Annotated in this window: 16 protein-coding genes; 15 read left to right on the top strand and 1 reads right to left on the bottom strand. The window is 38.2% G+C overall.

Translation table 11 applies throughout. The features are described 5' to 3' along the window. The first annotated feature begins 117 nt into the window (after positions 1 to 117). From VZF35_RS05580 to VZF35_RS05565, 4 genes are all read left to right on the top strand, one after another. Complete coding sequence (locus VZF35_RS05580; protein WP_407311766.1) at positions 118 to 348, top strand: hypothetical protein; 231 nt, start codon at positions 118 to 120, stop codon at positions 346 to 348. A gap of 351 nt (positions 349 to 699) precedes the next feature. Further along, the gene (locus tag VZF35_RS05575) at positions 700 to 2,418 is read left to right on the top strand and encodes an SEC-C metal-binding domain-containing protein (protein ID WP_407311764.1); all 1,719 of its coding nucleotides are present in this window, start codon (positions 700 to 702) and stop codon (positions 2,416 to 2,418) included. Between the two features lie 145 nt (positions 2,419 to 2,563). Further along, complete coding sequence (locus tag VZF35_RS05570) at positions 2,564 to 3,256, top strand: DNA alkylation repair protein (protein WP_407311762.1); 693 nt, start codon at positions 2,564 to 2,566, stop codon at positions 3,254 to 3,256. 269 nt (positions 3,257 to 3,525) lie between these two features. Then, on the top strand, positions 3,526 to 5,985 hold the full coding sequence (locus VZF35_RS05565) for a TOTE conflict system archaeo-eukaryotic primase domain-containing protein (RefSeq protein WP_407311760.1): 2,460 nt from the start codon (positions 3,526 to 3,528) through the stop codon (positions 5,983 to 5,985). A 487-nt stretch (positions 5,986 to 6,472) separates the two neighbouring features. On the opposite strand, the gene VZF35_RS05560 is transcribed toward VZF35_RS05565, so the two are convergent. After that, complete coding sequence (locus VZF35_RS05560; protein WP_407311758.1) at positions 6,473 to 6,922, bottom strand: helix-turn-helix domain-containing protein; 450 nt, start codon at positions 6,920 to 6,922, stop codon at positions 6,473 to 6,475. A 213-nt stretch (positions 6,923 to 7,135) separates the two neighbouring features. Here VZF35_RS05560 and VZF35_RS05555 point away from each other — a divergent pair, with 213 nt between their 5' ends. The 11 genes from VZF35_RS05555 (at position 7,136) to VZF35_RS05505 (ending at position 20,543) form a co-directional block, all read left to right on the top strand. Beyond that, positions 7,136 to 7,372: a helix-turn-helix domain-containing protein gene (locus VZF35_RS05555; RefSeq protein ID WP_407311756.1), complete on the top strand. Its 237-nt coding sequence runs from the start codon at positions 7,136 to 7,138 to the stop codon at positions 7,370 to 7,372. A 799-nt stretch (positions 7,373 to 8,171) separates the two neighbouring features. After that, on the top strand, positions 8,172 to 10,715 hold the full coding sequence (locus tag VZF35_RS05550) for a YfjI family protein (protein ID WP_407311754.1): 2,544 nt from the start codon (positions 8,172 to 8,174) through the stop codon (positions 10,713 to 10,715). A 381-nt stretch (positions 10,716 to 11,096) separates the two neighbouring features. Further along, positions 11,097 to 11,579: a hypothetical protein gene (locus VZF35_RS05545; RefSeq protein WP_407311752.1), complete on the top strand. Its 483-nt coding sequence runs from the start codon at positions 11,097 to 11,099 to the stop codon at positions 11,577 to 11,579. A gap of 193 nt (positions 11,580 to 11,772) precedes the next feature. After that, on the top strand, positions 11,773 to 12,354 hold the full coding sequence (locus VZF35_RS05540; protein ID WP_407311750.1) for a hypothetical protein: 582 nt from the start codon (positions 11,773 to 11,775) through the stop codon (positions 12,352 to 12,354). A 672-nt stretch (positions 12,355 to 13,026) separates the two neighbouring features. Then, the gene (locus tag VZF35_RS05535; protein WP_407311748.1) at positions 13,027 to 13,185 is read left to right on the top strand and encodes a hypothetical protein; all 159 of its coding nucleotides are present in this window, start codon (positions 13,027 to 13,029) and stop codon (positions 13,183 to 13,185) included. Between the two features lie 82 nt (positions 13,186 to 13,267). Then, on the top strand, positions 13,268 to 14,830 hold the full coding sequence (locus tag VZF35_RS05530; protein ID WP_407311746.1) for a recombinase family protein: 1,563 nt from the start codon (positions 13,268 to 13,270) through the stop codon (positions 14,828 to 14,830). Between the two features lie 424 nt (positions 14,831 to 15,254). Beyond that, complete coding sequence (locus tag VZF35_RS05525; RefSeq protein WP_407311744.1) at positions 15,255 to 15,578, top strand: hypothetical protein; 324 nt, start codon at positions 15,255 to 15,257, stop codon at positions 15,576 to 15,578. 189 nt (positions 15,579 to 15,767) lie between these two features. After that, positions 15,768 to 16,538: a helix-turn-helix domain-containing protein gene (locus VZF35_RS05520; RefSeq protein ID WP_407311742.1), complete on the top strand. Its 771-nt coding sequence runs from the start codon at positions 15,768 to 15,770 to the stop codon at positions 16,536 to 16,538. A 648-nt stretch (positions 16,539 to 17,186) separates the two neighbouring features. Further along, on the top strand, positions 17,187 to 18,257 hold the full coding sequence (locus VZF35_RS05515) for a helix-turn-helix transcriptional regulator (protein WP_407311740.1): 1,071 nt from the start codon (positions 17,187 to 17,189) through the stop codon (positions 18,255 to 18,257). Continuing rightward, positions 18,245 to 20,137, top strand: a complete 1,893-nt coding sequence (locus VZF35_RS05510; protein WP_407311738.1) for a hypothetical protein — start codon at positions 18,245 to 18,247, stop codon at positions 20,135 to 20,137. Before VZF35_RS05515 ends, VZF35_RS05510 begins: the two co-directional genes overlap by 13 nt. Before the next feature lie 10 nt (positions 20,138 to 20,147). Further along, on the top strand, positions 20,148 to 20,543 hold the full coding sequence (locus VZF35_RS05505) for a hypothetical protein (RefSeq protein WP_407311736.1): 396 nt from the start codon (positions 20,148 to 20,150) through the stop codon (positions 20,541 to 20,543). Positions 20,544 to 20,834 lie beyond the last annotated feature (291 nt).

The following is a 20,834-nucleotide window of genomic DNA, read 5'->3' as shown; positions in this document are numbered from 1 at the left end:
TATTATTTAGGATTATGGTGAAAGATTTCCTTTGTTAATCAGAGGTTAATGCTATTGCACTTTTGGTCAAACTTTTAAAATGAAAATGGTTAAAATGAATTTGAGAGGAGCAAGGAAATGGATGAACTAATTGGCATTATGGGTGAGATAAGGGATCTTTTGGCAGAATTGAATGATAAAATTGATAGGCTAACCGATAGTGGCTTTACTAGTATTTCAGACCTTGTGAATACAGTTGAGGGAATTAAAGGTGCTATCGGCTATGATCTGACTGACGTGTGTAATAAACTTGATCAAATAGATTCATCTCTTAGTTCAATAGATTCAACTATTATGATGAAGGACTAGGATACAAGAAAGCCGCTACGATGCGTGGTGGTAAAAAGCTGAGCGAGATGGCAAATAGACGGTTGCAGAGAACCAAGACTCATTATTAACTCGATGAACTTTTATTGCAGTTTAGTGTTCCAGCTTCAGAGTAGGTTTTATACTCTTTATGCCATCCCTATTTTACCTAGAATCCCTAAAATCAAATATTCCAGCTAAAGGCGCATTCATAGGTTTTGCTAATGTCCCTGATGTGAAGTTAAGGACAATAATCGGAAGCACCTTGTTATCAGTATAGAACGGTTAAATCTGCGGTTTCCGTTTTTATTTCTATTTCATTTGAGCCGGATAGCCGAACCGGTATGGATTTATATGTCAGAATATATTCGTGAAGTTGAAATGGTAATTGATGAATATCATAAGCAAAGCCCAATTTTTTTATTAAATAGAAAGACAGCACTATATAATGCACTTACCGTTTTCGAGGATTTTTGCCGTTTGGGCGGAGCTACCGAACTCGCATTAACTGGCGACAGTCTTGAATTTTCATTTCTAATTAGACAACAGTTGGATGCGCTTAACATTCTTATTCAGTGGATATACCAAGACTGTCCTAGTTCTCATGATGACGTTCTAGATATGACTGTTGTTCCCGAGCGCTACATCGAAGTTGCGGATCTGCTTCAGAAACAGGCAAGATCTTATTCACCCATATGTAGTGCTTACATTAGTTATTCGAGAGGTAATTTCTCTGCTCAAGTTAACGAAAGCCAAAAGAAGATTACTTTTTTAGACAACCCCGAAAATCGAAAAATTGTGATTGCTGATATGATGGAAACCATTTTAAGAGATCAAGCTACTGGCCTTCAATTTGCGCCAACAGTAAACTTATCAGTGGTAAGTCAAAAATTGATAGCTTCGATTCGGTTTCAAGATGCACATATTAGCTATTCAATAGATAATGAAATATGGGATTCTTATGAAAAGGTTATGGAACGTCAATGGATACAAACCAGTGAACTGCCAGAAGAATGGGCTTTCGATCTATTCACAATTGGGGATTTCAAAAGGTTTTGGGTTGCAATTGCAACATTAAGCATCATTCATATGACGGCTTGTTTAAAAAGTGGTATTCAAGGAGCCGATGTGGAGGAGGCCGTCATAGTAAAAGCTCCTTCCGAATTCATACAGATTGTGGCTGAAAAAGCTAGTATTTCAATTGACATTATACACTCAATTTTGAGTCTTCTGACGTATAATAACAAGTTGCCAAACAACGATATTGTATATCAACCTTTTGTTTTAGTTGACAAAACTAGACTGGCTCTGGCACCACATCTGATTTTGGCAAGTAGACCTGAACGCAACCTCATTTCGCTTATTCATAAACTTAGAGATAAATCATATTTTGATTTGACTAATCTGCGTGAAGGGATTATGCAGAATGAGTTTTCCTCAGCTATCGAAAACCTGCCAAATATAAAAATAGCGACTAATAAAGCACTGCCTAATCGTCTACCTGATGCTGATTATTCAATATGGGATATGACAAGCAATACCATTTTAGTTAGTGAATTGAAATGGCTTGTGGTATCCGATTCAACTCAAGAAGTATTCGCTAGAACCCAAGAGTTAGAGCATGGATGCAATCAGATTTCTGCCATATTAGACTTTGCGTATAATAATTGCGCTGATTTTTGTAGTAGAGTATTTAATATCACTGATTTAGAAAACACACCTGAAATTATCGGCTGTGTAGTTTCCAAAATGGGGATTAGAGTAAACAATACAAATATTCCGGTTATCAGTTTGAAAACACTATTAGATTTATTCCAAAGAAAAAGTAATGTCCGTGAAGTATTTGAGATTGTAAAAAACAGGGGATATTTACTTTCTGCACCTCACGGCTTTGAATATGCTCTGACAACATTTTGCTACGCTGGATATTCCTTTGAAATTCCGGCATTCGTGAAAGATCGGTCAGCTATACATGGAACATACAAACGTATAGGGTCTAAACTTGGTAGGAACGTTCCTTGTTCTTGTGGCTCTGGGAAAAAATACAAAAAATGTTGCGGCAAATATTTATAGATGCTAGTTTGTATCAACATGAATTTATTTTAAATCTATCTATGTTTCCGTTGCAGAAAGTCTAGGTATAACTTTTTTGTATCAAGTTAACGCTCTAATCCAACATGAGACAACTAGGATTAAAAACATAGAAAGGTAAAACGATATGAGCGAAACAGTAGAAGTAGTCCGACGTCAACTATTCGAGTTACAGGATCTAAAATACAAAGAGTTTGCGTGCAAACTCATGCCGACGGTCAACCCGGAAACAGTGATTGGAGTACGCACGCCGGATCTACGGAAACTCGCCCGGGAATTTTCCAAAACGCCGGAGGCTTTAGATTTTCTCAAAACCCTGCCGCATGCGTATTACGAAGAAAATAACCTGCATGGCTTCCTGATTGAAACGATCAGGGATTATGACGCCAGCATTGCCGCCATTGATGAGTTTCTGCCGTACATAGACAACTGGGCAACCTGTGACATGATTTCGCCGAAGATATTTAAAAAGAATCTGCCTAAGCTCTACGAAAAAATCAAAGTCTGGCTGATATCTGGCCAGACCTATACGGTTCGATTTGGGATCGGAATACTGATGAGTTTCTATCTTGATGACGATTTCCACCCGGAAATGCTTGAGCTTGTGGCGAGTATCCGGTCGGACGAATACTATGTCAACATGATGATTGCTTGGTATTTTGCAACGGCATTAGCCAAGCAGTACAAAGCAGCTTTGCCCTACATCCAGGAACAGCGTTTGGAAAAGTGGACGCACAACAAAGCTATCCAGAAAGCGATTGAGAGCTACAGGATTGGCGACGAAGCAAAGGCGTACCTGCGGACGCTGAAAGTGAAATAAAGCACGGATTCGAAATAACATATCTATCTGAACAGTTGTTATAGACCAAAGCGATCCCTATTTTACCTAGAATCCCTAAAATGTAATTAGTGGATAATCTGAACGATAATATTAGGGATTGTAGGGATTTCAGGGACAAGAGTGAATTATAGAAAGACAGTAAGCTTAAGATGAAACCTAGAAGTAGGAAAGTTTAATATTATAGCCAATCGATTATAATAGAAAGGGGTTCCCTCAGTTTAAGATAGAATTAGTAAGGGATTTGTTTTATGAGCGATATTGAAAATAATCTTTTCATGCAACAGATTGACGATGCATTAAAAGAAATTGCTCAGCTTAAAAAGGAAAATCAAAATCTTCGATCTGAAAACAAATACTTAAAGTCACTATTAAATGAGAACGAGACTTTTCGTCAAACTGAGTCGCTTAAAAATAAAATTAACGAAGTGGATATAGACAATAACCTTAGCGATCAAGCAAAGGTTGAATTATTTCGGAACCTTTTCCGTGGTCGTGAGGATGTATATGCAATCCGATGGGAGAGACAGGACGGAAGTTCTGGATATTCACCAGCATGCAAGAATCAAAGGCTGCCGGATATTTGTTTTAAGCCAAAAGTAAAATGTCAAGAATGTCCTAACCGAGTGCTATTGTCATTAACTGACCAAGTAATAAAAGAGCATTTAAAAGGTAAATGTACCATTGGTATATATCCTCTCTTGAAGGATGAGACATGTTGGTTCTTGGCGGTAGATTTTGATAAAAAGACTTGGCAAAATGATTCGAAGGCTTTCCTTGAACTGTGTTATGAAATGGATATCCCTGCTGTTCTGGAGAGATCTCGCTCCGGAAACGGAGGTCATGTTTGGATATTCTTTAATAGACCGATTCCCACTGTTATGGCCAGAAAACTGGGTAGAGTCATATTGAACCGTACCCAGCAAAAGAACCGGTTGTTTAATTTAAATTCTTTTGACAGGTTTTTTCCCAATCAAGATACGTTGCCTAAAGGTGAGTTTGGAAATCTAATTGCATTACCTTTGCAAGGAATTCCGAGAAAAACGGGAAATAGTACCTTCGTTGATTCAAATTTTCATCCCTATCAGGAACAGTGGACGTTTCTCAAGGGAATAAGGAAAATAAGCAGAGAAAAAATTGAACAGATTATTGAAGAAAATAGTGGTGAAAATAAGGACGCAGGTAAAATGGGAGACTGGATAAATCAAGAGGTCCCCTGGAAACAGCCTAACATCAAGCAGGATATTACTTTGGTGGAAAATTTACCATCAAGTGTTCAAATTGTCATTGATAATTTGATATATGTTGAAAAGAAGGATCTCCATCCGGTCTTAGTTAAAAAAATAGGAGGATTAGCTTCATTTAGTAATCCTGAATTTTATAAAGCACAAAAATTGAGATTGCCGACCTTCGATAAACCTAGGGTAATCGATTGTTCAGAGGATTTTTCCAATTATATTGACTTGCCACGGGGTTGTTTTGATGAGATGTTAAAAGTCTTTCAGGAATATCATATAAAGGTAGAAGTGCAGGACAATAGGAATTATGGTGATAGTATTGATGTGTCTTTCCTAGGTAGTTTGAACCCTCGGCAAAAAGTAGTATTCTCAGAGATTGAAGCACATGATAACGGGGTTTTATCCGCAAGTACTGCTTTTGGAAAAACAGTTGTAGCCATTAATTTGATTGCTCATCGAAAAATAAATACGTTAATATTAGTACATCGTAGCCAATTAATGGATCAATGGAAAGAACAATTATCAGTTTTCCTCGGGATACCTCTTAACTCAATCGGTGAGGTAGGAAATGGCAAGGATTCAAGAAACGGAAATATTGATATCGCCATGTTGCAGAGTATGGTTCACCAAAATGAGGTTAAAGGTTTTGTAGAAGAATATGGGCAGATCATTGTTGATGAGTGTCATCATATTTCTGCCTATAGTTTTGAACAAGTTCTTAAGAAAGCACGAGCAAAGTATATTTTGGGATTAACCGCTACGCCAGTGCGTAAAGATGGTCACCACCCAATCGTTTTTATGCAGTGCGGCCCTATTCGATATCGGGATAACCCTCGCAAAAGTGCTGCAGAGAGACCTTTTGATCATGTAGTAATTCCCAGGCACACTAATTTTATGTTTTCTACCGGAATTCAAGCTCAAGGTATTCAAGAAATATATAATGCAATTACCGATGATGAAAAGCGCAATGATCTAATTTTTGATGATGTCTTAATTGCTTTAACAGAAAAACGCACACCAGTAATTATCACCGAAAGGACTGCTCATGTTGAATATCTAGCCAATCGATTTGAAAAGTTTGCTCACAATGTAAAGGTACTAAAGGGTGGACTAGGAAAGAAAAAACGGGAAGATTTAATGAAGGAGTTAGCGGAAATCCCCGATGAGGCTGAACGATTGATAATCTCGACAGGTAGGTTTATCGGAGAGGGCTTTGATGATCCGAGGCTTGATACTCTTTTCTTAGTTATGCCAATATCCTGGCAGGGTACATTACAGCAATATGCGGGACGTCTTCATCGTAAACATCATGCCAAAAAAATTGTTCAAATTTATGACTACGTGGATAATCAAATTCCTATGTTGGTAAATATGTATAAGAAACGACTAAAAGGTTATAAAGCAATGGGTTATGAAATTAGTGATGGAAAAGAGCCCATTGTAAATCGTCCGATTCAAGGTTCTTTATTTTAGTGGAGTTTATTATCTGCTTAAATCGATCCCTATTTTACCTAGAATTCCTAAAATGAATTAGTCACTTTGTTAATTTAGGTCTTGTAGGGATATTAGGGATAGGTTTGAGTGTACAAAATGAAAGTTCAGTCTGAGGTGAAAGGGGCTAGGGGGGAATCTCTGTGACTTTTGAAAATATAATCGGTTGTACAGCCACACGCAAAATTTCGCAGTTTCATAGGAGTAATAGGTGATATTCCCCAAGTAAATCCCTCAACGTAAATTGATAAGGAACACTATAATAAAGTCCATCCGTATTTTACCTCAAATCCTTGAAATTCATCGATGGAGCACAAAGTTTTACTCCAGGGATTGTAGGAATTGTAGGAGTCGGTTTTAATCTATATTTTCTAAATGTTTAATGCTGCCCTTAAATTTGAGGACAGTAAATGGCTCAGCAGTATTAAACTGCTGAGCTAGTTTATGCTGTCTATAGATAGCCTAAAGTTTAATCGTAAGAATTGATAAGATCAATGTAATTGGGAATATTGGAAACGACAAACTTATATAGTGATTCGTAATGCTTTTTACTCAAATAAATTTCCTCATTGTCCTTGGTCAAGAGGACCCTATATTCACCGTCATATTCGGGTACTTCATCACTTCCTGAATTAATAAACTCAAGTTCAACGTGGTCGTAGATAGCCTTTAAAATTGTCAATAATGCCTTCATGGCTTCATCTTCTTTTCTTACGACAATTGCTTCAGGGGAGATTAAAAGGCCCGTTTCAATATTTAATGCTTTTGCTACAGCCGTTAAAGTATCTAAACTTGGATTATATCGACCAGCCTCAACGTCTGCAAGGTAAGATCTTGAGATTCCTGCCTTTTTTGCAAGTTCAACTTGGGTGAATCCTTTTTGTTTTCTGTAAGTTTTTAAACTCTCTCCTACACGCATTCATTATATCCTCCTTGAAAAATGACGGTCACACCGACAATTTAATTATAACTAGAATCGGACGGATTAACAAGTGCAATTTGATAATGCATAGAGGAAAATGTCGTAAATACAAGATAGGAGTGCATTAATCTACCAAAATCGGGTTTAATGAGCTTTGATTCTAATGACGGAAATACCGTATACTAAACGTAAGTAAAGGGGGGGATCACTGTGGAAAAAGTAGAAATCAATCATATCGGTCTAGGCACTCTAATTAAAGAAAAACGTTGCAGCTTAAAACTTACTCAAAAGGCATTGAGTAAAGCTGCTGATCTATCAAGGAGTTATATCGCTGATATTGAAGCAGGGCGTTATAATCCATCACTGAACTCCATTTCTAAAATCGCCAAAGCACTAGAACTAGATCTTATTTTTTTGCCTGTAATGACGGAAATACAAGTTAAGTAATTGTTGATTTAACTAAATATAGGGTGTTAGTACCCGTACTTGACGGGGAAACCACTAAATATTTAATAATTTCTAAAGGAGTGTTTTACTATAAACCCAGAAATTCGTGCAAGGAAGAAACAAAAGCGCTCAATCGAACGAAAAAATAAAGCCCTAAGAACTTACGAAGAAGCGCTTAGGGAATTTGACGGTATGGTAGTGTCATGGCCATATTCGCCTCACATAAGAAAAGATCCAGAACGATTAAAGTCAGGATTCCAAAAGGGGATCGAGCAGTTGCGCTGTGAATTGAAGAGTGTTCATTGTTAGGCAAAAAAATTACCCAGGCTGGCAGGCCAAGGGCAATAAGTAATTTCATTATCTAAATTATACCATAATAAACCATCTAGCATCGAAGATATAATCATTGTCTCCTTACAATCTTTGAAGGAGATTCGACAAACAATGGTCGGCAAGATGAAGAAATCAAAACTTAGCCGCCAAGATAGGAACGGACTACTTTAGGATTGCTGGCTACTGTAGTCATCGTGGTATAAGAGTTGATGTTGGTGATGTTTATGGTATTGAACAAAGGGTTGTCTGGTTCAGTGAGAATTTAGAAATACCCGTTGGAAAATTCCCTGAACCAGACTTAGGTGATCTTCGCACGTATCGTTTGGATGTCTTGGACGAAGTTTTTGATTCAAAAATGTAATATAGATTTGGGCTGCTCAGATGAAGAGTGGCCCATTTTTTATGGGTTTCAGATTTGGAAGGCGGTCTCTGCAAAATAAAACTAGGTAGAAAATGAGGTGTTTTGGTGATCGAGACAGAATCAATGATACCAAGCGGAGACGTAGTTTCAGAAATCCTAAAGTTCCTTCAGTCCATTTATGGTGATACGGAAGGATACACCTATATTTGGCTACTGAAGAAAAAGAAAACCCTCTGGCGGTCATTAACAAATCTTCGTGATATGGCTGAAACGGCAGTCAGATTTGGACAATCCCAAGATATTTATTTCCCGGTCTGTCCTCAAGTCAAAGCCCTCTCTGTAAACGAGCGGGGAACGTTAGTCAGTGTCCATTCCATGACCTGCTTCTATTGTGATTTTGATTGCCAAGGTGGCAACCATGAACAGAAGAACTTACCGACCTTTGATGAAGTTTGGGAATGGTTGGAGTCGTTACCTAATCCTCCATCGATTATTATCTTTACGGGTGGTGGGATTCATTGCTACTGGCTTTTCGACAAGCCTTGGATCTTTGAGAGTAATGATGATCGGCAAAAGGCTCAAGAGATGTCTCGCGTGTGGCAACAACGATTTATAAGAGACTTTGCCAAACGAGGATGGAAACTTGACAATACTTCGGATCTAACCAGAGTCCTACGTTTGCCAGGAACCATGAATTGCAAAGGCGATACGCCCATACCCGTGCAAATTCTTTCCTTTGAACCTGAAAGAAGATATGACATTCACCAACTGGTAGATATGGATTCTAATTCTAGGGATTGTAGGGATAATAGGGATAAGGTAGAGCACTTCATCTTTGATGATTGTGCTTTTCTTCGCCACTGTCGGGATGATGCTGAAACTCTCCCTGAACCAGAGTGGTATGCTGCTGTTTCCATACTATCCAGATTATTCAAAGGTGTGGATCTGGTCCACAAAATCAGCCAGCCTTACCCGGACTATTATCGCCAAGAAACAGATCGTAAAATCCTCCATGCTATGAACGATGCTGGTCCAGCCACTTGTCATCGTATTAAAACTGAATTCCCGGGTTATTGTGAGGAATGTCGTGAGCGGATAAAAAGCCCGGTTGTCTTAATTAATCCACCGAAACAATCGGATGATTGGGGGCAAATTGTTCCGTTTAATGGAGAACATGAACTTCCAGAATTCCCGGTCGAGGTTTTCCCTGGTTGGCTTCGGGATTGTGTAGAGGCCGAAGCAGAAGCACTCCAAGTTCCTATGGGACTTCCCGGTATGATTGCTCTTTCCATTCTGGCAACTGCAGTTGCTGGTAAAGCGGAGATAGAATTACGTCCTGGATGGCATGAATCTCTCAATCTTTGGGTCATTGCAGCTATGGACCCTGGTAATCGGAAGAGCAAAACATTTGCTGATCTTATCCACCCGCTTACTCTATGGGAATCCGAAAAAAGGAAGGAGTTTACTCCACTGGTGAAACAAGCGGAATCCTTAAAGAAGTTAAGGGAAGGCCAGATCTCCAAACTTCAAACTGATGCGGTTAAAGCTGATAATCCTGATACTGCTGAGAATCTGGCTTTGCGAGCAGCAGCAATTGCTTGTGAAATGGAAGAAATGGGGACGCCGAGTTTACCAAAACTCTACTTGGATGATCACACACAGGAAAAATTAGTAATCGCCATGGCTGAACAAGGTGGACGAATAGCAATTCTCTCCAGCGAAGCGGGTCTGTTTGGATTAATTGAAGGAAGGTATGTTCAATCCGGTGGCCCTAATCTGGATGTCTATTTGAAAGCTTTTTCTGGCGATCCGCTCCGGGTAGATCGCATTGGCCGCCCGTCGATCCAAATTGATAAACCGCTCCTCACTATAGGGGTTAGTGTCCAGCCAGATGCTCTAAGAGGATTATTGGATGTTCCCCATTTTAGAGGAAGAGGTTTGCTTGGACGGTTCGCTTACGCTATTCCGAAATCATTTGTTGGTTATCGCAGGTTGGATACTCCTTCAGTTCCGGAGTCAGTAAAAGTAGCTTATCAAGCCGGAATGATGAGGCTCTTGAATTTACCATTAAATGATCCACCAGGGCTTATTCAATTAAGTGATGACGCCAACCAAGTATTCCGCGATTTTGAACAAACTATTGAAACCTATCTTAGACCGTTTGGAAAACTCTCCGGGATTATCGACTGGGGAGCTAAACTCTGCGGCCTAACAGGACGGATTGCGGGTATTCTTCATCTAGCTGAAAATTGTTTTGTCTCAGAACCATGGGCTCTTACGATGAGTGGCCTGACTATGCAAGCGGCTACTACTCTCTCGATGGAATATTTAATTCTCCAGGCCTTGGCTGCCTTCGAGATGATGGGTGCCAATCCAAGGATTGAGGATGCCAAATATCTTCTCCAAGCCATTGAAAAGAAAACCTACTTTACAGTAAGCACATTGAGTAAACAAGATATTTGGCAATGGACTCGGGGCCGCTTTAAGGTAGCCAGTGAACTGGATCGTGCGCTGGCTATATTAATAGAAAGAAACTATTTGCGGGAACGAATTATTGAAAAAGGTACGGTGGGAAGGAAGTATATTGAGTATGAACTGAATCCGGCATTAGGCACGGAGTCCATTGCTAAAATCGAATCAACGGGCTAACCTAATGATTATTTTGAGGGTAATTAGGCGTCCCTAAAATACCTAGAATCCCTAAAATGAAATGGCGGTTTGGTTATACTTTATTTCAAGGGATAAGGTATATGGTTGAGGGTCAATAAAAACACTGGCTACCATCATTGGAGGGTGGCAAACTGATAAATAATGCATCTGGTATTTGGTTTTGGGCGGTCAATGGAAATATCCACGGGCCGCCTTTTCATTTGGAAGGCTGGAGGTCATCCCTATAATACCTACAAACCCTAAAATGATTGCCGGATGATAATTCTAGGGATATTAGAGATTTTAGGGATAGGGTTGAAGTCCAGTTTCAAAATTGAATTGTGTTCTCTACCAAATTATATCAGTTAATGGGGGGATAAAATGAGTGAGATGAAGGGATTAGACAAACTGATAATGGAAAGCCAGCAAAAGCTAGGGGCAATTTATCATCGCTATAGGCAGTTAGAACGGGATTGTGAATATTTTATTTATCGCTATAGCGAAGATGCCGAAGAGATAAGGTCTTTGAAACAAATTCTTGCCAATAGAACACTAAATTATGAACTCCGTTTGCATCTCAAAATAAAGCTCGACTCAATGGTGAATACCCAGAAGCAACAACTCCAAAAGTATGCTCGGCAGAAACGGTTATTGCCGAAGATTCAAGTCAATATACGATCCGTAGATAAGTTAAGGATTGATCAAGAAAATGTTAAAAAGCTTATGGTAGAAGCGGAAAGGAGTAAGTTTGATAAAAAGTCAGCACAAAACTATGACAAACAATTTAGAGCCGGTCTGAAGAAGATTGATGATCAATTGAATTATTATTGGAATGCCACGAAATCTAATGAGTTTACAGTTTAGGGCATGTTATATGCAGACTATGGGAAATATCATAGGCTGTTCTTTTTGGTAAGTACCAAGACAGAAGGGTCACAGGTCATCCCTATTTTACCTACAATCCATAAAATGATTACCGAACGATAATTCTAGGTATTCTAGGGATTTTAGGGATTTTAGGGATAGGGGTAAGTCCATTTTCAAGGAGGAGTCAGAAATGTTTAAACCAACTTCTAAATTTATTCAAATGATAGGGGGAATTAAGATGAAAAACCAAGATCTCCAACAAATCGAAGAAACTAATTGTGGTTTACAAGAAAGGGGATATCTGAAAATGAATATCCAAGATAAACTGACCGCATTGAAACAACACTTGATGGTGTTGACAGACAACTGCAATGACTTTATTCGAAGTTATGACGGCACTACCGGAGCGGTTGGGAATTTGAAATTTGTTTTGGCATGTAATAATCTGGAATTAGAACAGCGTGAGGAACTTGAAGAGAAACTTGAGCCAATGGTAAAAAGCCAGAAAGAAAATGCAAAAGAGTATAAGAGAGCAAAGCTATTAATTAACAGGATCCAAGGGGTTTTACGATCCATTTATCATATAGAATTAGATCATGAATACACTAAGCGGCTAAAAGCACAGGTGGATAATCAGATAAAAGAATTAAGGCGTGTTCAGCAGACAATTGAAAATTTAGAAAACCAATTTAAAACCTCAGTGCAGAAAATTGAAATGCAACTGGATGATTTGTGGAATATCTCGAATTCGGATGAGTTTAAGCTAAAATAAGCCCAACATTTTACGTGCAAGGGTAACCCGTGATGAACCATGGGCTGCTTTTCTTTTTGGCCAGAAGCCACCCCTAAAATACCTACAATCCTTAAAAAGGATTTCTAATTGTCATTCTAGGGATATTAGGGATTATAGGGATAAGGTTTAACTTAAAATTTGAAAGGTTGATTTCCTTGCACCAGAGAGTGAACATTTAGCGGCTATTCAATTATATGGTATTTGTCCGGTGTAAAGTTTTTGGGAGGGTTAAGGTTAGGGACACAATACCACGATTTCCAACTTGTAACCTTCAACTTGAAGGTGGCAAAATCTGAACGATGCTGATTACCATCCCCCCGGTCACCTCTTGTGGCTTATCGGGGCTGCCGTGTCCCCATACCTACGGAGAACTGCCCGGCATTTTTTGAGTTAAATATGGCCAAAGTTTTAGAAAAAGTTCAAAATAGGGCTAAAATTTTAAAAAGGTTGGCAGGATTGCTTTACCAATAAGTTGTGTCTATTGGTAAAAGTCCCAACATGTAGAGTTTCTGGAGTCCTTAAAAAAGGATAACAAATGTTTCTATGATCTCTTTTTTAGATTAGCAATACTGATTCGGCTCTAATAACCTGAACATTGCCTTGCTTTGAGGATAACTTGAAGCAGGGCATCGACATTTAATGGAGGCATAAATGGCAAATAAAGAGACGAAAAGAGAACTCAGAATTGAATACCCAGATCATCCCCGGATTAACTCAGTTACCCATACATGTAAAGGAACGATTACTTGGGAAAAGGCTTTGGAATTGGTAATTGTTAATCGCATGAAACGTCTCAAATTGCTTGATTAGTTGCCGACACAGAGCTAACATCACACTACCATTGAAGTAACGCGAAAGCCCAATGAGTAAAGAAAAAGAGAGGAATTGAAATATGGGGGCATATGGCTATGTGAGGATTTCCAGGGATGAAGATGGTAGCAAGGAAAGTATTTCCAGCCAAAAGGATGTCATAAAAGACTTTGCAGGCGAACAGGGTATCGAACTCATAGAGATTATTGAAGATAACGATATCAGCGGGTATTCATATAACAGGCCAGGGATTAATAGGATTATTGAACTCATTGACGAAGGTGCTCTCGACGTTTTGGTAGCCAAAGACCTTTCACGAATAGGTCGGCATAATGCCAAAACTCTACTGTTCATCGAGGAGCTGGAAGATAAGGGTGTAAAAATCCTCTTAAAAAGTGGAAACATGGATGAAAATCTGAGAGGGATACAGACTTGGTATAATGAGTTGTATGTTCGGGACATTAGCCGAAAAACAAAAGATGCATTAAGGACAAAACAGAAAAATGGGGAGGTTCATGCTCCCCATTTCGGCTATATAAAAGACCCTAATGAAAAAGGAAAATGTATCATTGATGAAGAAGCCGCCGACACTGTGCGGCTTATTTTTAACCTTTATTTACACGGATATGGCCTCAATAAAATTGCCAAACACCTTAATGAACACAAGGTTCCAACTCCATGCTCTAGAAAAAATGCCTTGTGTGGTTACCAGGGAAAACCAGAGTGGCAATATAAAAATGTTTGGCATGGTGAGACCGTTAAGAGAATTCTTAAAGACGATGTTTATATCGGAATTGTTCGAAGAGGGGTAACCAAACGGCCCAAGATTCGAAGCAATAAATTGATTATGGTTGCCGAGGAGGATCAGTTTGTGCTTGAAGGGGCGATTCCGGCTATTATTAATAGGGATGAATTTGAGGCAGTTAATGCCACCTTTACTAAGAGGGTTGTAAATGGAGTCAAGGCTAAGAACGGTCCAATTTATAAGTATACCGGCATAGTGAAGTGTGGGAAATGCGGAAAAAACCTTGTCACAGTTAACCAGGTCCGAAGTTATGGCCAAAAGAAGTGCTATATATGCTCTACGTATCAGAGGTATGGAAAAGCTTATTGTTCGGGGCATTCGATAAGCCATGATGATCTTGACAAAATAGTATTTGAGCAAATAGAATCCCTCTACCAAAGTGGGCTTGTCAAAATTGATAATCTTGATAAGAACATCGATCAGAGGCAGCAGTCGAACAGGGATGCCAACAAACTGATTGATAAACTACAAACTGCGCATCAGGCCAAAAAGACCGAAATAAAGAATTACTCCAAGCAACTTGCGCAAGGTTTGATTAACGAAGAGTTATTTCGGGAGATGACACAAGAATCAACCGCAGAACTGGAAAAGCTGGAACAGCAGTTGAGTGAAACAAAGAATCTCAAAGAGGTCCGGGATCATGAGAAAGCCAAACTAGCAAGGGCATTGGATGTTTTGAAGGATATTATTAATAGGAAGGAACTTACTCATACTGATATAGTTACGCTGATTAATAAAATCATCGTTCATGAACGAAAGAGGCATGGAAAGTTAAAACTAGATATTGTCGTCGAATGGAATATACCTTTTCTTGTAATACTTGATGAAAGCGTTGGTTGAGAAGATAGAAGTCTTCTCGCCAACGCATTTTTTAGTTAAACCAGCAATACTCGCAGGGGCAAATTAGTTTGAAACCGTAGCGGAAGTTGGCAAAGTTGTGTAGAAATAGAAGAAATTTATCTAGGACTTTAGTACTGTCTTATATCACAACACAACATCCTTGTCTTGACTTACAAAAGAGGAAGTATGCTATAATTCCCACAAAAGATGATGCGAGAAGGGGGATTACGAGAATGGATGCTTCTTATAGAGAAACGGACATGTTGATGAAAATAGGGTTAAGGTTAATGAACTTCGAGAGTATTTAAGCTCAGATGAACTTGACCGAAAGAGTCAAGATTTAAGTTACTGGTATTCATACATTACACAAATTAAGAAAACCTTAGGTAATCTCGACAACGACGTCAGCTTCATTGCCTGTCTAATGGCAAAGGATTTCTTATGCAAGAAGCATAGCTTTAAAAGGTTTGATGTAGCAAAAAAACCTCAATCTGCACCTGGTTTAGATATTGATGAGCTTACTCTTGAAGGAGAAAGAGTTATCGCTGAAATAAAAACAACAATCCCATACGGCAAAACCGATTTGGGTTCTCAACAAAAGGAAATGTTTAAAAAGGACTTTGAAAAACTGCATAAGAATGAGGCGAATTACAAATACTTTTTTGTAACTGAACCTAGGACCTATGAAATAGTGAATGAACGGTATTTACCTAAGCTTAAGGGAGTTAATGTAGTTTTACTATCATAACTTAATAAAAGATTATCCGAAAAATTTAAGCCGTTACTTACTTAAGTAGCGGTTTTAATATTAAAATGAGGAAGAAAAGAATGGTTCGACTAAAAGCGAGATAACCCAAACGGCTCTTTTAACCTTGGATAATTTGCCTTATTGTAACGATGCGTTACAATAAGGCAAACAGTTATTGGAGGGTTATTAATGGACATTACAGAAAAACTATTCCGAGAGGATTATCTATTTACGCGGGAAGACATTTTAAAATCATTAGAATTGTTTGTAGAACACGAAAGAAAAAATGAAGAACCAACCTATTCAAATAAAGTTGTAAAAAACAGAGTTAAACTATGTGAAAAATTTATTTCAGCAGTAAAGAAATGCAAACTTCCAGTCTTAACAGAACTTTGGTGGTACTATGAATATCAGTTTTTAGATAATAGCATGGAGCTGAATCTCTGTCAGGCTGATGAGATTGAAGTTGAAAATGATGAAATTACTAGCATAAACTCAACAGTGGAACACACTTTGATTACGGTTGAATGCGATTATCTTACAGTTGAGCAATATGCCTCCATGCTTGGAGTTGAGCCTGTTACGGTCCGACAATGGATTAGGCGTGGAAAATTAAGACATGCAAAAAAGAATGGACGCGATTGGTTCATCCCTGACACTGTAGATAAGCCCCAACGGGGCTTTACTAGTGTGCAGTATATAGTAGAAAAAGAAGCCCAAATTGAAAGCGCTGAATTTCCACTGCTATCGGCATGTGAATCAATATTTATTTTGCAAAATGAAAATAACAAAAGCAAATTTATCTGTTACCTTAAAAATTATAAAACTAAATTCAGAAGCAAGCTTGAACTGACTAGAAGTGAAGTTGAACGATTGGAACATACCATTATTGAATCGGGAACAGCTAGAGTTGTAGGGAGTATTCAATATGTCCCATGTATAAGAGGAACAGAAGACTGAGTGATTAGTGCGGATTTATGAGCATGGAATATATCCTTTTATTTTTACGTCGACGACGGGTTTTAGTGGCCTGAATTTTGACAGTCCTGCTTTTCAAGTGATGTGGGAAGCAATTGAAAGTGGCAGAATTACCGTTGTGTTTTAACTGAGATTTCTCGCATTGGTAGAAACATGTTTGATGTAATCCATTTTATCGAGGAAACGCTCCTGCCAAAGGAGTTATTTTTCACGCCGTAGGTGGTGATTAAAGATCAGTTTGTATGCGTTGGTTGAGAAGATATTTGTCTTCTTGCCAACGCATCTATTTTTTGGGTTCGACTATTAAAAGTTTATGACATAGACAAAAAGCGTCCATATCTTTTGCTATGCTGTATTCATAGAAAATAACGTAGTAGGTGATGAAATCATGTTAAGAAAAAATTGTAAGGCATGTGGAAAAAATTCATTCAGCGCAAGTGAACACAGATTGTGGCTATGTCCTTATTGTAATTGTGATTTAACAAAGGAGAAATCCATGAATGCCAATGATTTGAAAACAGTCCTAGTAGAAGAAGCGGGTACTATTCAAACCAAGGGTCGACAAGAGAATAATTAATTTGCGCTTTTTTGCAGGATATCATTTTTTTAAGTAGAAATATTTAGGCAGAAATGTTGGATATACTTGTAGAGCTTCTACAAATGACGGAGGATTTTTACTTGGACGAAGAGTGGCAAAAAGATTCGGATAGACTGGCAAAGACAATCCGGATTCTTTCCCTATATGAAACTTTAAGCAGAGGGAACATAGTTAACAAACAGCAGGCTTCGGTTAAATTTTCTGTGAGTAAGAAAGCAATTCAACGTGATATCAATGATTTAAGAGCTTATTTAGAAGAACAGAGTTTGAATGGAGAAAGTTGCAATATCTCAATAAACTACAATCGAGTTAAAAAGGGATATGAAATGCTCTGGGAGAGCGCTTGGCTAACTCAGGAAGAGGTTTTAGCCATTGCAAAGGTATTGTTGGAGAGTAGAGCATTTCCTAAATCGGAGCTAACTATTTTGTTGGACAAGATCGTTGCTCAATGTTTACCTGATACTCGAAAGCATATTAAAGAGGTTATACGAAACGAACTACACCATTATTTACCAGTTAAGCACAGTCAACCACTCTTTAATAAAATATGGGACATGAGCTTTGCTGTCCGTGAGCAGCGACTTTTAGAAATTGAATATCTGAAACCTGGAGATTCGGCCATTATTTCTAAGAAGTTAGAGCCATGTGGCCTGATTTTTGCGGAATATTATTTTTACCTTATAGCCTATATTAAGGATTCGGGTAATAAATTTCCTGTTACATATCGATTGGACCGAATACAGTCATATTCAATCACAGATCAACACTTTCGTATTTCAAATACTGGGAGATTTGAAGAAGGCGAGTTTCGTAAAAGAGTACAATTCATGCGGGCCGGAAAATTAATGCCTATAACTTTTCGATTCTGGGGTCCATCGCTAGAGGCAGTTCTTGATCGTTTACCTACCGCTCAAGTGATTGGGTGGGAGGGGGATAAGGCTATTGTTAAGGCGGAGGTATTTGGCGATGGTATCAAGATGTGGTTACTTAGTCAGGCGGAGTTTCTTGAAGTATTAAAACCTGATGACTTTCGTCAAGAAATGAGAGATACATTGTTACGTATGTTAAACAACTATGGGGGAGTAGAAGAGTGCAATATATAAATGAATTTGATGGCTATATAATTGTCTTGTGTGATAAATGCGGTCAATTGATAAAGAAAAAGAAAGATTTCTGTACTAAATATGAATATGAGTACTATTTCAATCCAGAAATAGTCTGTAAATGTGGGAATACCCAAACCAGTGCATACAAATATATAGATGATCCATCATATTCAAATGTTGATATTAAAGGTGAAATCTATGTAGACGAAATAAAGGAAGATGATGAAATAAACTGGACTTGGGACCGAGATCCAGTAGACATTAATGCATTAATCGCTTCGGCCGAAGGTATGCTACCTATGCCAATAAAGATGGCTATCAAAGCAGGTGAAGTAATCGGAAATGCAACAGAAGAAATTATCAGAAACTCACCGGGATATAAAAAGGGAAAATATGAGGGAAAAAAAGAGGGGTACACAGAAGCTAGTAAAGAATATGAAGATAAATTAATGAAACAGGCCATGAAGTTTGAAGAACAAAAAGTACTAGCAAGAGAAAATCATGAAGAGTTTAGAAAGCTAATAAAAGAGTATGAAACATACATAAGTGAACGAGAAGATATATTTGAGCAGTTATCATTTGAGCAACAAAAAAGATTTGAAGAAATTAAGGGTCATTATGAAAAACTTCAAAAGGTCAAAAATGCTCCTGAAGAGAAGAGCATGAGTAAATTAGAAGAATTAAAACGTCAGAGAGAACTACTGGATAAAAAAGGCGAAACCATTTTATCGAATATGGATAAGATTATTCAAGAAAACTATCGTGTTGCTAACGTAGCTCATAATGCATCTTTTATTCTGGATGACCTGGATAGGGAATTTGAAAGCCAAACTGGATTAAATGGTATTGATATTACTTTCTTATTTTTTGCTACAGCACTTCAACTTGGCAGATGGGTTGTCATCAATAAGGTAAATCAATACGCTACCGAAAAAATGAACAACTCAAGAGTTAAAGACAATGATTCCTCAATAAAGAAGATGGAACGTGAGGCGAGGGATAAATACAAAGAAAAGCATGATGGAGTGTGGGACCATAATAAAAGTGAAAAATATCCAACTTGGCTCGAAATCGTATACGACGGAGTGCCTTACGATGTTAGCACTGGATCGCCAAAATTTGGCGTTAACATGGAGGCTGGATATCATAGAATACATACATTAGGACATGATCCAATTTTGGGCTGGATATTTGGAACGATGAATATTATCTCAAGTACCATAACGCTTGAAGATTTCAGAACATACAAAGTTTCAGCACAACCCAAGCCAAAACACTGGGAATATCAAACGAATGTGTTAGATGGCTTTAGGATGGCTATTGAAAGTATAAAGGAAGATGATAAACGACTTCCAGCAGCCATTTTTGCTGAGGCAATTCATCTTAAGTCAGATGCATTTACAAAGAATGGTCTTCCAGTTCCGGTGCTAGAGACGTTTGCACATGATTTGGCTGGTAAACTATATAAAAGCAACTACGACTCATTATGCTTGATCAAGGATATCGCTGTTGTGGGTACACAAGCGGTAGGAACCATATTGATCAATATGGTTATTTCACTGATTCATGGACTGTATTATGATCCAGAGAAATATCCAAATAGAGATGTATACGAAGTAAAAACTCGAAAAATATTGATGTATTCGAATTTGATTTCTACAATGAGTAATGTAATTTGGGTTGGAGGGAATGCTATCGCTGGAAATGAGTCAGCATGGAAAGATCTAGATATAGGTGGAATAATTGTTACTATGTACAGATTAGTAACCGATACTAAATTTATTCAATCTGTTAAGGAAGAATTTGTATTTGGTGGATTCAATAAGATGATACAAGGAGAAGAACTTTATTTAAAGGAGCTAACGCCATGGGAATAGGAAGAATGTTGTGGAGAGCACAGGTTTAGGAAGAACTATTGATACCATTAAGAACATTACGGATGAAGGAAGTATTGTTGATGGCATAAAAAGGACCACAAAAGAGGATTGGTGCGAAGATAATCCAATTACAAGTAAAGTTTATCAGGCTGGACGGTATGATGGTAAAGTCGAAGGATACGAGGAAGCGTCAGATAAGTACGAATCAAAATTACTTAAGCAGGCTGATGAATTCCTAATACAGAAGCAAATCTTTGAAAGTGAAAGAGGCGCTTATGAAGAGTTGCTTGATGAATACGATGCTGAAATTGATGCGCTCAATGTAAAACTTGACAAGAGTGAAGCTGATAAGGAATACCTGCATCAGCTATTACTGAGAGAAAGAGAATTTCGCAAATTGCGTTAAGTAATGTTGTGCGTGCACCGAGTGTTAATGGAATCTGTAGCCAATGTGATAAGACACATTAAATAAAGACTATTGATATGTTCCCGAGAACCATAAAATTGTTGATATATTTCCACATACCGCGAAAGCGCAAAAAAACGGTTGACTTGTTCCCAAGAACGCTGACATCAATAATGGCAACTCGGGCCACGTGGTGTTCTTGAGAAAACATCAATGAAGTCACAACTACGCACGTTGAGACAGTGGTAAGTTTAAGAAAACAGACACACTGAAAGCTGCTCCTCAAGCAGC

This window comes from Desulfosporosinus paludis (assembly GCF_045689965.1).
Lineage (GTDB): Bacteria > Bacillota > Desulfitobacteriia > Desulfitobacteriales > Desulfitobacteriaceae > Desulfosporosinus > Desulfosporosinus paludis.
Note: the sequence above shows the minus strand (reverse complement) of the source record. Positions and strands in the feature narration are given on the sequence as shown.